The organism is Asticcacaulis sp. P4_H10 (assembly GCF_056400965.1).
In genome coordinates this window covers 188,996-201,711 of sequence record NZ_JBFUKH010000005.1, presented here as the reverse complement: position 1 = coordinate 201,711, position 12,716 = coordinate 188,996, and the positions used below count along the sequence as shown (strand labels likewise).

The 12,716-nt window shown below is 62.3% G+C and carries 10 protein-coding genes; 6 read left to right on the top strand and 4 right to left on the bottom strand.

Annotated elements, in window-relative coordinates; all coding sequences use genetic code 11:
- Positions 1-11: 11 nt before the first annotated feature.
- Complete coding sequence (locus tag AC1DON_RS10885; protein ID WP_476934824.1) at positions 12-1,133, bottom strand: glycosyltransferase family 4 protein; 1,122 nt, start codon at positions 1,131-1,133, stop codon at positions 12-14.
- A 123-nt stretch (positions 1,134-1,256) separates the two neighbouring features.
- Complete coding sequence (locus AC1DON_RS10880) at positions 1,257-2,465, bottom strand: pyridoxal phosphate-dependent aminotransferase (RefSeq protein ID WP_476934823.1); 1,209 nt, start codon at positions 2,463-2,465, stop codon at positions 1,257-1,259.
- A 161-nt stretch (positions 2,466-2,626) separates the two neighbouring features.
- Here AC1DON_RS10880 and AC1DON_RS10875 point away from each other — a divergent pair, with 161 nt between their 5' ends.
- From AC1DON_RS10875 to rodA, 6 genes are all read left to right on the top strand, one after another.
- Entirely contained in the window at positions 2,627-3,358 is a 732-nt protein-coding gene (locus AC1DON_RS10875) for a TVP38/TMEM64 family protein (protein ID WP_476934822.1), read from the top strand.
- Between the two features lie 338 nt (positions 3,359-3,696).
- The gene (locus tag AC1DON_RS10870; RefSeq protein ID WP_476934821.1) at positions 3,697-4,740 is read left to right on the top strand and encodes a rod shape-determining protein; all 1,044 of its coding nucleotides are present in this window, start codon (positions 3,697-3,699) and stop codon (positions 4,738-4,740) included.
- 143 nt (positions 4,741-4,883) lie between these two features.
- Positions 4,884-6,041, top strand: coding sequence for a rod shape-determining protein MreC (mreC, locus tag AC1DON_RS10865; RefSeq protein WP_476934820.1), 1,158 nt, complete (start codon positions 4,884-4,886; stop codon positions 6,039-6,041).
- Positions 6,041-6,625, top strand: coding sequence for a hypothetical protein (locus tag AC1DON_RS10860; protein WP_476934819.1), 585 nt, complete (start codon positions 6,041-6,043; stop codon positions 6,623-6,625). The genes mreC and AC1DON_RS10860 overlap by 1 nt, the downstream gene beginning before the upstream one ends.
- 111 nt (positions 6,626-6,736) lie before the next feature.
- The gene (mrdA, locus tag AC1DON_RS10855; RefSeq protein ID WP_476934818.1) at positions 6,737-8,731 is read left to right on the top strand and encodes a penicillin-binding protein 2; all 1,995 of its coding nucleotides are present in this window, start codon (positions 6,737-6,739) and stop codon (positions 8,729-8,731) included.
- A gap of 109 nt (positions 8,732-8,840) precedes the next feature.
- Positions 8,841-10,004, top strand: coding sequence for a rod shape-determining protein RodA (gene rodA, locus AC1DON_RS10850; RefSeq protein WP_476934817.1), 1,164 nt, complete (start codon positions 8,841-8,843; stop codon positions 10,002-10,004).
- A gap of 179 nt (positions 10,005-10,183) precedes the next feature.
- Here the strand turns inward: rodA and AC1DON_RS10845 are convergent, their stop codons facing one another.
- On the bottom strand, positions 10,184-11,296 hold the full coding sequence (locus AC1DON_RS10845; protein ID WP_476934816.1) for a D-Ala-D-Ala carboxypeptidase family metallohydrolase: 1,113 nt from the start codon (positions 11,294-11,296) through the stop codon (positions 10,184-10,186).
- Between the two features lie 5 nt (positions 11,297-11,301).
- Positions 11,302-12,624 carry a hypothetical protein gene (locus AC1DON_RS10840; RefSeq protein WP_476934815.1) on the bottom strand — a complete coding sequence of 441 codons (1,323 nt, stop codon included), beginning with the start codon at positions 12,622-12,624 and terminating at the stop codon, positions 11,302-11,304.
- Positions 12,625-12,716 lie beyond the last annotated feature (92 nt).

The window sequence follows — 12,716 nt, the reverse complement described above, 5'->3', positions numbered from 1 at the left end:
GCGACAAACAATCAGCCGAAGACCGGCCGGCCGAACAGTTTGCGGCGAATGGCGAACCAGCCGAAACCGTAGACAACAACGACGAGCACGAGGGCGGGGAAGCGGACATCGACGCCGGTCTGGACGCCGAAAAAACGCGCGATCAGGCCGACCATCGACGACGCCAGGCACAGACCCCAGACGCGCAGGGCCAGGTTCAGGTGGCTGGGGTCGCGGCGCTGCAACCACAGTTGGTAGAGATGCTCCTTGTGCGATTGCAACAGGTTCTTGCGCGTACGAGCGCGTAAGGCCAGGGTCAGGACGACATCGACCAGCAATGGCGCCAGCAGGAAGCCGCCGAACCACACCGATCCGACATTATAAGCCTTGAGTTGCAGGCAGGCGCCGCCGATCAGGGCGCCGGCAAAAAAGGCGCCTGCGTCGCCCTGGAAAGCCTTGGCCTTGCCTGGGTGTTGAAAGGGCAGGTTGAACGGCAGAAAACCCAGGTTGGCGCCGGCGGCACAGATGCAGATCAGGGTCGGTATGCCGACAAAAGCGCCGGTGAGGCTGGATGGCGCCATCAGGACGGCCAGAAGGGTGATGACCAGAAGCGCAATGATTTGTGACCCGAGCGCAAGGCCGTTGGAACCGTCCATGAAATTGATGGCGTTGATGCACAGGACCAGCCAGGCCGCGCTGCCCAGGACGCCAATCGGCCACCAGACATCCAGGGCGATGCCGAAACCGAAGGTCAGGGTGTCGACGCGGTACATGTAGCCAAAGGCAGCACACAGGGCGATTTGGATACCCAGGCGCAGCTTGGCGGGCAGGCCAAGGATGTCATCCGTCGCGCCCGTCAGGCCCACGAGAATAGCGAAGCCGAACAGGGCTAGTCCATCCTTGCCGCTGCCGGGAATATGACCGGGAGACAGCCACAGGATCAGCCCTGTCGCAAGCGCCGTCGCCGCCATGACGGCCAGGCCGCCGCTGGTTGGCGTCGGTTGACAATGCATGCCGCGCTGGCGCGGTTGGTCGACCGGCCCCCCGCCTGTCACGAGCATGCTAAGCAGCATGGCGGCTATGGCCGCGCCCGCCAGGCCGGCGAAAAGCAGGCCCGGTGCAATCAGCCAGACTTGGGGGATAAGATTGGTCACGGCAATAACGCGTAAGCACACAACGTCGCGCCTTCCTTCCCGATAATGGGGAGGAAGGCGGACGCTTCAGTCTTGGAAATGGAGAGCCGTGGCACAGACGCGACGTTTACAAAACGTCTGATCTTACTTCAGCGCAGCGCAGAAGCGCTGAATACGCGAACAGGCTTCGGTCAGGACCGATTCCGACGTCGCGTACGAGATGCGGAAGAAGGGCGACAGGCCGAAGGCGGCGCCGTGCACGACAGCGACTTCTTCGGTTTGCAGCAACTCACCGGCGAAGTCCTCGTCCGAATTGATGATCTTGCCCGACGGTGCCTGCTTGCCGATGCAGCCGGCGATCGACGGATAGACGTAGAAGGCGCCTTCCGGTGTCGGGCAGTGGATGCCCTTGGCGTTGTTCAGCATGGCGACAACCAGGTCGCGGCGCTTCTGGAACACCGAGGCGCGCTGCGGGATGAAGTCCTGCGGCCCGTTGAGCGCTTCGACGGCGGCCCACTGGGCGATCGAGCACGGGTTCGAGGTCGATTGCGAGATGATCTTGGCCATGGCCTTGATCAACGGCTCAGGACCCGCGGCGTAGCCGATGCGCCAACCGGTCATCGAATAGGCCTTCGACACGCCGTTCATGGTCAGGGTGCGGTCGTACAGTTCCGGCACGACCTGGGCGATCGTCGTGTACTTGAAACCGTCAAAAGTCAGGTGTTCGTACATGTCGTCGGTCAGGATCCACACCTGCGGGTGCTTCTTGAGCACTTCGCCCAGCGCCTTCAGCTCGGCTTCGGTATAGGCTGCGCCCGACGGGTTGGACGGCGAGTTGAGGATGACCCACTTGGTCTTTGCCGTAATGGCGGCTTCGAGCGTTTCCGGCTTCAGCTTGAAGCCGGTCGACATTTCGCCGACCGCGAAGACAGGCGTGCCGCCGGCCAGCAGGACCATGTCCGGATAGGACACCCAGTAAGGCGCCGGGATGATGACCTCATCGCCGGGGTTCAGCGACGCCATCATAGCATTATAGATGACCGGCTTGCCGCCAGGCGAAACGCTGACCTGGGTCGTCTTGTATTCAAGGCCGTTTTCGCGCTTGAACTTCTCGACGATGGCCGCCTTGAGTTCAGGGATGCCGTCGACGTCGGTATAGCGTGTCTCACCGCGCTTAATCGCCTTGATGGCGGCATCGCAGATATTTTCGGGCGTGTCGAAATCCGGCTCGCCGGCACCCAGGCTGATGACCTTCTTGCCTTGACGGGCCAGTTCTCTGGCCTTGGCCGTCACGGCCAGGGTGGGGGAGGGCTTCACGCGCTTCAGCGTGTCGGATTCGGAAAAGGATGCCATCGGGTTGACCTTAGCCTGGGGATTGGAGGTGCCAAAATGCAGGACCCTCTTTACTCGCCCAATTTCGTTTGTCCAACCGTCATCGCTCATCTTTGCCAAAATCTCTTGCTAAGGGCCGGGAGTTATCCCAAGTGTAGCCTCCCTGCCATAGAGGGTGTGCGATGCACAATGATTTACAAGAGATGTGGCGCAAGCTGAGCGGATTTTTCGTCCATCTCGATGCAAAAATGTATCGCGCCATCGGTGCTTCGGTTGTTGTTTTAGCCCTTGTCGTCCTGACACTGCTCGTCAGCCGGTCGGAATGGGGGCAGTTGGCCCTGCTGGCGCTGGAAGACTGGATGGCAGGTTATCGCAACTCGCCGATGGCTGTCGTGATCGTTACGCTCGTCTTCTGCGTCTCGGCCCTGTTCGGTGCGCCGCAGTTCATCCTGGTGGCCGCATCGGTCCTGGTCTTCGGGCCGATCTGGGGCGGGCTGTATAGCTGGGTCGCGACCGTCACGTCCGCGGCCATGACCTTCTATATGGGGCGGTTCATGGGCCAGGGTCTGCTGCAGAAGTTCGGCGGCAATCATGTCGACAAGCTGTCGGGCTATATCGGCCGCAACGCCTTTTCGGCGTCCTTCATCATCCGCAATCTGCCGACCGCGCCGCCGATCGTCGTCAATATGGCCTTCGGCGCCACGAAAGCATCCTTCCTGGCGTTTCTCTCCGGCTGCGCGCTGGGCAGTATTCCGAAGATCCTGCTGGTCGCGATCCTGGGCGGGTCCTTGACGGCCTTTCGCGGTCCGGACGGCTGGAAGACGGGCCTGCTGCTGGCCCTGCTGGCACTCGTGTGGCTGGGCGTCATGATGGGCGCGCGCAAGCTCTATCTGGCGGGCAAGGATCGGGGCTGAACGGCCAAAATCCGGACAGATTTCACGTAGTGGCGTGCGGTCACGATTCGTGCTGATCAAGCCCCACTTCGACACCTAAAATAAAAGTGATTTCAGTGTGCGAGACCCTTTGATTTATAAGGGAAAACGCTAAATTAACCAATTGGCTTGTAACTTGAAACCAACTTTTTCACCAAGCCCCTTGAAATTCATCTGAGATACGGGCAAGTGATGGCTTTCTACAAGGTCACGCCTGCGATTCAAGCCCCTGAATAAGGCTTGCCAGCGCGCAATCTTACCCTTCGCTTCTCCCCCAATCCCGGCCTCCCACACTTTCGGAACCCAAGGCAGTTTAGTCCATGTTTAAGTCCCTTTTCGGCGGTTTTTCCAACGATATCGCTATCGACCTGGGTACGGCCAATACGCTTATCTATATGAAGGGCCGGGGCATCGTGCTGAATGAGCCGTCCGTCGTGGCACTGCGCAATGTCGGCGGTATCAAGAGGGTCCACGCTGTCGGCATCGAGGCCAAGCAGATGCTGGGCCGCACGCCGGGCCACATGGAAGCCATCCGCCCGATGCGCGACGGCGTCATCGCCGACTTCGAAGTCGCCGAGGAAATGATCAAGTACTTCATCCGCAAGGTTCACAACCGCAAGGGCTTTGTGAATCCCAAGGTGATCGTGTGCGTGCCTTCGGGCGCCACCGCCGTCGAACGCCGCGCCATCAACGACTCGTGCCTCAACGCTTCGGCCCGCCGCGTCGGCCTGCTGGATGAGCCCATGGCGGCTGCTATCGGCGCCGGCCTGCCGATCCATGAGCCGACGGGTTCGATGGTTGTCGATATCGGCGGCGGCACGACAGAAGTCGCGGTTCTGTCTCTGTCGGGTATCGTCTATTCGAAGTCGGTCCGCGTCGGCGGCGACAAGATGGACGAAGCCATCACCAACTTCATGCGCCGCAACCACAACCTGCTGATCGGCGAAACGACCGCCGAACGCATCAAGAAGGACATCGGCACCGCCCGCGTCCCGCACGATGGCGAAGGCATGGCGATCGAGGTCAAGGGCCGCGACCTGATGCAGGGCGTGCCGCGCGAAGTCCGCATGTCGGAGCGCCAGGCCGCCGAAGCGTTGGCCGAGCCGGTCGCGCAGATCATCGATGCGGTCAAGGTTGCCCTGGAAGCCACGCCGCCGGAACTGGCGGCCGATATCGCCGACAAGGGCATCATGCTGACGGGCGGCGGCGCGCTGCTGCGCGGGCTAGACGTCGAAATCCGTGATCAGACCGGCCTGCCGGTATCGGTCGCCGAAGACCCGCTGTCGTGCGTGGCCATCGGTTGCGGCCGGGTGCTGGAGCATCCGCGCTGGATGAAGGGCATTCTCGACGCCACCTTGTCATAATTGGTCATAATGGCGTCGCGGTCCGGTCGTACTTGACCATTACAGCGACGCCTGTCTGACGAAACGTTCGATTGCGAGGGGATAGCCGCAGGTTTGCTGTCCGAACAGTTCCGGTCCCCGGCAGGGGCCAAGGAAGTACTTAAGTGGCTTACGGGGACAACAAGCACTTCGAGCATCTTAAACTGCCCGTGACCTGGGCGGTGATGGCCATCGTCGTCGGCGTCTGCATCTTTGCGGCGCTGATGCTGCTGGGCGACCGGCGCGAAGAGGTCGAACCCAATACCTACGGCGACCGCTCTGCCTTCGACAGTGCCGCCAAGCCAGTGAATGGTGCTTTGGCCGCGCCCGTCCACGTCGTTGGCGCCGGCACCAGCTGGCTCGACGACTATCTGTTTGCCGCCAGCGAGAACCGCACGCTGAAAAAGCAGGTGGCGGAACTGCGCCAATACCGCGACGCATATTTCGTTCTCAAGGACGTCAATGAGCGCTATGAAAAACTGCTCAACCTGCGCACCGAGCCGGCGGTCGAAGCTGTTACGGCGCGGTCTGTGTCGGTGACGCGTGGGCCGTTCAACAATAACCGCCTGATCGACGCCGGCGCCAGCCGCAAGATCACCTTCGGCAACCCGGTCATCACCGACCAGGGCCTGGTTGGCCGCATTGTCGGCGTCAGCCCCAGCGTGTCGCGTGTACTGATGGTTACCGACGTCACCAGCCACGTGCCGATCATGGTCATGCGCACCGACGCCCGCGCGATGATGAAGGGCGACGGCGGTTGCTGCCCCAAGCTGGAATTCATCCGCGGCAAGAATGTTATCAAGAAGGGCGACCAGATCCTGACCTCAGGCGACGGCGGCATCTTCCCGCGCGGCCTGCCGGTAGGCGAGGCCGACCAGGGCGTCGACGGCGTGTGGCGCGTGCGTCTCTATGCCGACCGCGCACCGATCGACTTCGTCAAGGTGCTATTGTTCAAAGACTTCTCGCGGTTGCCCGACGCTGACCAGTTGCTGAAAACGCCGCCGGTCAGTGACCTGCTGCCCCCGCCCGCCCTGCCTCCGGTCGTACCGGCTTCGGCCAGTGCAGGCATTAGTTCCAGTGCGGCCGTTACTTCGGCCACGCCAGCAACGGCAACTGCCGTTTCGGCTTCGTCGGCCGCTTCGCGCACCGTTGCGCCCAAACCGAAGCCGCGCCCCGCCGCGTCAGTGTCTGCATCGTCGTCTCAGGCGGCGCCTGAACTCCGACCCTTTACGCCCCAGCCTTCAACGCCCCCGCCTTCAACTCCTGCTGGGGGCGCCAACTGATGAAAGCGCCGCTTGACCGGGGTTTGTTCCGGCAGCGCCCCAAGAAGGCGACCATCAGCCGCAATCTGCGTGGCTCCATCGCCTCGCGCGTCATCGGGCCGTGGGAATGGCTGTTCATGCCGGCCCTGCTGGCAATCGCCATAACCATCGTCCTGGCGACGCCGATCCGCATCTTTGGCCTGCACCTGCCCGAACCCGTCATGCCGCTGGTCCTGGCCTTCGTCTGGCCGCTGGTCCGGCCATCCTATCTGGCGCCACTCGTCCTTGCGGCGCTTGGGCTCTTCCTTGACGTCTACTGGTCGGCGCCGCTCGGCTTCTACACCCTGACCCTGATGATCGTGTACGGCGCTCTGGTCACGGTGCGCAGCTACGTCGCCGGCCAGGACTGGCGCGTCGTCTTCGGCATCTATATCGTGACAGAGATCGTCTTTTTCGCCATGGGTGTCATGCTGATCGCCCTCGATACAGGCTCAGTCGTCCGCCTGATCGGTGTCGCCGAACAGCTAATCGCCACGACGCTGCTGTTCCCGGTCGTGCCCTATATGCTGGACAAATATGTCCACGCTGACGTTCGCTTCGGGTGATAGAGATGATATCGCTCACGGCTAATTCGCTGCGCTCATGCCTCCGCGAGGGCGGCGAATTGTCGCCGGCGCCCGGTCGGGCGCTGACGCCTCACCGAAGTGAGGCGTAATATGGCCGAGCCGTCGATCGTCTTTACCGATGTCAATGAACGCCAGGGCGCGTTTCACCGCCGCATCTTCATCCTGGGCGGAACGGTTGCGCTCGGCCTGTTCGCGCTGACCGGCCGGTTGGCACACCTCCAGGTCCTGCAGGGTAACAAGTACCAGAAACTGTCGGCCGCCAACCAGTATAATTTCCGCCTCATCCCGCCGCCGCGCGGTGACATCCTCGACCGCAACGGCAAGGTCATCGCGGGTAACCGCCCGTCCTTCCGCGTGATGATCGAGAGCAACGAAGTCAAGAATATCGACGACACCCTGGCGGAGGTCTCCTATATCCTGCCCCAGGCGGTGACCAACCGGCGCCGCATCCTGCGCGATCTCAACCAGAACCAGCGCTTCGTGCCGACCATCCTGGCGTCGGACCTGAACTGGGAGGACTTCTCGCGCGTCAGTCTCTACGCGAAGGACATTCCGGGCGTCGTCGCCGACATGGACCAGCTTCGGGTCTATCACTATGGCGGCGCCTTCAGCCACGTCATCGGCTACGTCTCCAAGATCAACGCTAAGGACCTGGCGCGCGAAAAGGCCCGGCCGGACTACAACGAGGCCGAAGACAAGCTGCTGAGGCACCCGTCCTTCCGCATCGGCAAGACGGGCATCGAACGCTCCTACGACGCGCAGCTGCGCGGCACGGCGGGCGGGCGCAAGGTTGAGGTCAATGCCGAGGGCCAGGTCGTAGCCGAAGACCCCGCGGGCATGATCCCGCCTAAGCCGGGCCAGGACATTACCCTGACGCTTGACGCCGATATCCAGATGCGTGCCCTCGAAGTCTTTGGCGAGGATTCTGGCTCGGCGGTCATGATGAACGTCCAGACGGGCGAAGTCCTGTGCATGACCTCGACGCCGGCCTTCGATCCGAACCTGTTCGTGTCGGGCATTGCGGGCGACGCCTACGGGCTGCTGCGCGACTATGAACGCCTGCCCCTGCTCGACAAGGCGGTCGGCTCGACCTACGCGCCGGGCTCGACCTTCAAGATGACGACTGCCCTGGCCCTGCTCGACGCCAACATCAATCCGGCCGAGCGCGTCCATTGCAGCGGATCCTTCTATTTCGGCCGCCGCTTCGGCTGCTGGAAACCCGGCGGCCACGGTTCGGTCGACATGGTCGGCGCCATCAAGCATTCGTGCGACGTCTACTTCTATTCGATGTGCAATCGCGCCGGTATCGACCGTATCGCCCGCGCCGGCCGTAAGCTGGGCCTGGAGCACATCTATCCGGACCTCGGCATCGAAGGCCAGAAGAAGGGCCTGCTGCCTGACCAGGAATATGTCCGCAAGTACCGCAAGAAGGACCCTGTGTGGCATCCGGGCGAGACCCTGTCGGCCGCTATCGGCCAGGGCATGACCCTGGTGTCGCCTATCCAGCTGGCGACCTATGTTTCGCGCATCGCCAACGGCAAGAAGGCGGTCGAGCCCTATCTGGTCAACAAGATCGGCCCCGAACTCGAAGACCACATGTCGAAGTTCAAGACGATCGAGATCCCCGAAGCGCACCTTGCCATCGTCCGCGATGGCATGAACCGCGTGTCGAACGACGCGGACGGCACGGCCTATCGCCAGTCGCAGCTCGACCTCGGCCCCAATATTCACATGGCCGGCAAGACCGGCACGGCCCAGGTGCGCGGTTACGACAAGACCGGCATCCGCAAGGCCAACGAGTGGAAGTACAAGGATCACGGCCTGTTTGTCTGTTACGCGCCCGTCGATCAGCCGAAATACGGCCTGGCGGTCGTCGTTCAGCACGGTGTCGCCGGCGGACGGTTCGCGGCGCCCAAGGCGCGTGAAATCATGCGCCTGGCCCTGATCAAGGACCCGGAGATCCGCAAACGCATTACCGGGCCAGTCAATACCGCGATCGACACCGGCAAGCTGAACGCAGATGCTTCGGCATCAACGACAGCCGAGGTCGATGTGCCGGTCGATACCACAGCGCGGGCGGATTAAAGCAATGTCCGAAAAAGTGTGCAGCGGTTTTTCGCCAGACATTGCGATAAAAGAAAAGCGCAGAGCAGGCCTTGCGGCGGCGCCGCAAGGGCGGGTCTAGGAGTAGATTATGGTCGATTCAGCCCTTTCCCGTCCCGGTCAGCGTGAACGTTATGACTCCAAGGTCATGCAGATCAACTGGGTGTTTGTCGTCTGCCTGATCGGCCTGGCCAGCATTGGCCTGCTTTTGCAATACAGCGCTGGAGGCATGAGCTGGCAGCCCTGGGCCTATCGCCAGCTGATCGTCTTCTGTATCTGTCTGGTGCTGACGCTTTGTCTGGCCCTTGTCGATCTGCGCGTCTGGCTGTGGATCGCCTATCCCGCCTATGCTGTGTCACTGCTATTGCTTGTTGCCGTCGAAGCGTTCGGCGACGTGCGCATGGGCGCCCAGCGCTGGCTGGCGATCGGCAGTTTTGCCTTCCAGCCGTCGGACCTGATGCGGATTTCCATCGTCCTTGGGCTGGCGCGCTTCTACCACGAAGCCTCGGCCAAGGAGGCGAACTTTTCCTGGAAGCTGATCTTTCCGACCCTGATGATCGGCGTGCCGTCGGCCCTGGTCATGCACCAGCCCGACCTCGGCACCGCCTTGCTGATCGCCTTTACCGGTGTGGCCGTCATGGTTCTGGCCGGTCTCAACTGGAAGGTCATCGCGGGCTGCGCCGCTGCCGCAGCGGCAGCCGTGCCGGTCGCCTATCAGTTCGTCCTGCACGACTATCAGCGCAAGCGGATCGACGTTCTGTTTAATCCCGAAGCCGACCCGTCGGGCGCCGGCTACCACATCCTGCAATCGAAGATCGCCATGGGTTCCGGCGGGCTGCTGGGCAAGGGACTGGGGCTCGGTTCGCAGTCGCAGTTGAACTTTTTGCCGGAAAAGCACACTGACTTCATCATGGCTGGCGTCTGCGAAGAACTGGGCTTTGCCGGCGGCTTTGCCGTGTTTGCGCTAGCGGGCGCCATCTTCTTCATGGCGCTGCGCATGGCCTCGACCTCGCACTCGCACTTCGGCCGCCTGGCTGCCGGGGGCGTGACTGCGACCTTCGCCTTCTACGTGCTGGTCAACGGCGCCATGGTGATGGGTCTGGCGCCGGTCGTCGGCGTGCCCATGCCGCTGGTCTCGTACGGCGGCACGGTCATGCTTTCGCTGATGACGGGTTTCGGTCTGATCCTGGGCGTCCACGTCCACCGCTATCAGGAGCTGCCGAGGCAGCAGTCCATTTTCGCGCGCTTCGAGTAAAAGCCCTGAAATTGGTGATCTGGTGCGTCGCTATCGCTTGCCTGTACTCAAGTACAGGCGGCGCTCAGCTCCTGCCATCTCATCCAATTTGAAGGCTTTTACGGCCAGGAGCGCGCTACGGCCAGTCGGCTATAACTCAACTCAAGGCTCCGGATTTCCGGGCAGTTTCGGGAGGCAGCTTAAAGCCCTGGCGTATAGGTCGTCGCGCTGCCTGAGAAGTTGGCGGTCTTGATTTCGCGGCGCATGCGCGGGTCGAATGAAATATGTACCCACGTCCCTTCCTGGATCAGCTGGTCGAAGCGGATATTGCTGGCCGCGATCTTATGGCAGATCTGCAGCGGCGTGCCGAACTGGCGGCAGACGAAATCGACCGCCTGGCCGCTCATATGCGCGCTTGTCGGCGAGCCCTTGATCAGAGCATTGAGTGCCGGGCTGCGGTAGCCGCTGGTCACCGTTATCGGATAGCCCAGAAGCTCGCGTACCGCGTCCATCTGGTTGGCCGTTTCCCGCAGCTTTTCCAAAATAGCTGCCGACGGCGTGTTGTCGATCTGCTGACGGGCTGCCGTCGAGGAAAAGGTCATCTCGTCCAGCGAGAAATAGCGACTGAGCATGCCCGGCGGCAGGGCAGATGGTGGTGCGGGTAATGGCGGCGGTGGGCTGGGCAAGGCCACGGGGGCCGTCACTTGCCAGAGACGCCGTGCCTTATCGGTCAGCACCCGGCGATCCGCCAGCCCGTTGTCGCCGCCATTGATCAGGCGCGTCACCAGGCCAACATCGTCCTGGTCGGCGGCGGCATTGAGATTGTTCATCTGCCAGAAGGCTGCCGACGCCAGGGCGGCGATGGCCGGCTGCTCCAGCAGTTCGGGCCGCTCGGTCAGGGGCTGGCCTATGCGGTTGCCGCACAGCTCGTAATTGGTGCGGCCGGTGACCATGATGAAGCCGCGGCCGATAAAGCGGGCGCCGTCGCCGGGGTTCACATTCCCTAGCCGTCCGCCGTAGATATGTTCGGCGATGGCGTCCTTGCCGGCATTGACGAGCGCCTGCGCCTGCTCGAGGGTCGGAACGCGCTTCTTGAACACCGCCATCAGGGTCTCAGGGCGGTAGTTGAGGTTTTCGACCAGGGCGCGGAACCCTCCCGATTCATGGCAGAGCTGGGCCATGAAATGCGCGACCCGCAAAGGCGTCGTGACGCCTGCGCGTTCGAGCACGGCGTCCAGGGCGGGGGCGTATTCCGCCGCCCGCCGCGTCGTCGGCGCCAGAGCCAGAAGGGTTTCAGGCGTGATGATTGCCATGGCGATCAGGCGTCGCGCGGGCGCTGGTTGGGATCAACCGGCAGATCGTCCTGCAGGACAACGGCGACCTGGCTATTGCTAAAACTCAGGAAAGGCTTGGTTTCCTGAACCACCGGCTGTGGCGGAGCCAGCGTTGCCGCGATGGCCGCCAGTCCGGACACGGTGTCTTTTTGACCGTCACCGCGCTGGCCGCCGCCATTGGGTTTGAAGGTCGAACGCACCACCATCAGCTTGCTCAGCACGTCGAACCAGAAGGGCGCGCCCAGGGTCACGGCAAAGGCCGTCATCACCCAACCCATGATCAAGGACACGAAGGGCAGGAAGTTGAACAGCGTGTTGTCGCCGAGTCCCGGCGTGCCATAGTAGAAGTTGACGACCTCCTGCCAGGCGCCATTGACGGACGACGCGACCTGGCCGGTCCAGCTCTGGCTGTCCTTTGCTGTGACCGTCAAAAGGGCGACCGCCTCCGGATCAACTGCGCGGGCCTCTTCGCGGGCAAACAGCCGTGCCATTGCGTCACGCGTCTGCTGCGTCCAGCCCAGCGGCAGGCCCAGCTCGTTCAGCGGGTTGTTGCCCAGCGTCTGGAGCTCACCGGTCTGAAGCTGGCCGGCGGCGTGTTTCTGGTAATAGGCCTCGGCCGCCACTTCGACGCCTTTGCGTAAGGTGGGGCTGCGGTAAAGCGCATCGGCGATGACGACAGTGTTGACGTTCAGTATGACACAAGCCGCCAGGCTGACCCAGAACAGGAAGGTTTGCGTTTCCAGGCGATACCAGCCCGAGACGCGGTCCATGGTGGCGTTGAACCAGCTTTCGAGGAAGACACGTGCCTTGTCGACATCGCCGCCGGCATTGCTCACGGCGAACTGAACCATGCGGGCCAGGCGCGGATTGCCCAGTTGACGCGATCCGTCCATGACCGCGTTGAGGCTGACGCCCTGGTCGGTGCCTAAGCCGCCGCGTTCCGACAGCATGTCGAGCAACACATAGGCAAAGTGCGAGCTTGGCACGTAGGACGGCATCGACCGGCCCTGAAGCGGGTGGCGCTTGGGCGGGATGGTGTAGCGGCCGCGATAGAGCGACATGATCAAGGGGTGATCGTAAAAGGCCTGAAGGACTTCATAGCCCTCGATTGTCTTTGTCTTGGCTTTGGTCTTGCCCTTGGGCTTTTCCACCGGGTGATCGCACAAAAGTTCGATCAGGCCCTTTTCCAGGTTGCGGGAACGGCGCTTCATGAAGCCTTCGAAGGCCTCGCGCGCTACGGTCGCGAGCACGCTCATGAGCAGGTAGACGAAGACAAGCCCCGCCGCTACGTCCAGAGATTCTGGCAACAAACTTCCCACGCAACCCCCGGGGAGCGCGTCAGTCCTTTGCCCCAAATGCTGGCCATACCTGCGCTCACAAACACCTTAACAACAATTAA

Excerpts from the sequence above, each read along its gene's own strand:
- AC1DON_RS10880 (WP_476934823.1), bottom strand. The coding sequence starts at position 2,465 with ATGGCATCCTTTTCCGAATCCGACACGCTGAAGCGCGTGAAGCCCTCC.
- AC1DON_RS10875 (WP_476934822.1), top strand. The coding sequence starts at position 2,627 with ATGCACAATGATTTACAAGAGATGTGGCGCAAGCTGAGCGGATTTTTC.
- AC1DON_RS10870 (WP_476934821.1), top strand. The coding sequence starts at position 3,697 with ATGTTTAAGTCCCTTTTCGGCGGTTTTTCCAACGATATCGCTATCGAC.
- AC1DON_RS10860 (WP_476934819.1), top strand. The coding sequence starts at position 6,041 with ATGAAAGCGCCGCTTGACCGGGGTTTGTTCCGGCAGCGCCCCAAGAAG.
- mrdA (WP_476934818.1), top strand. The coding sequence starts at position 6,737 with ATGGCCGAGCCGTCGATCGTCTTTACCGATGTCAATGAACGCCAGGGC.
- rodA (WP_476934817.1), top strand. The coding sequence starts at position 8,841 with ATGGTCGATTCAGCCCTTTCCCGTCCCGGTCAGCGTGAACGTTATGAC.
- AC1DON_RS10845 (WP_476934816.1), bottom strand. The coding sequence starts at position 11,296 with ATGGCAATCATCACGCCTGAAACCCTTCTGGCTCTGGCGCCGACGACG.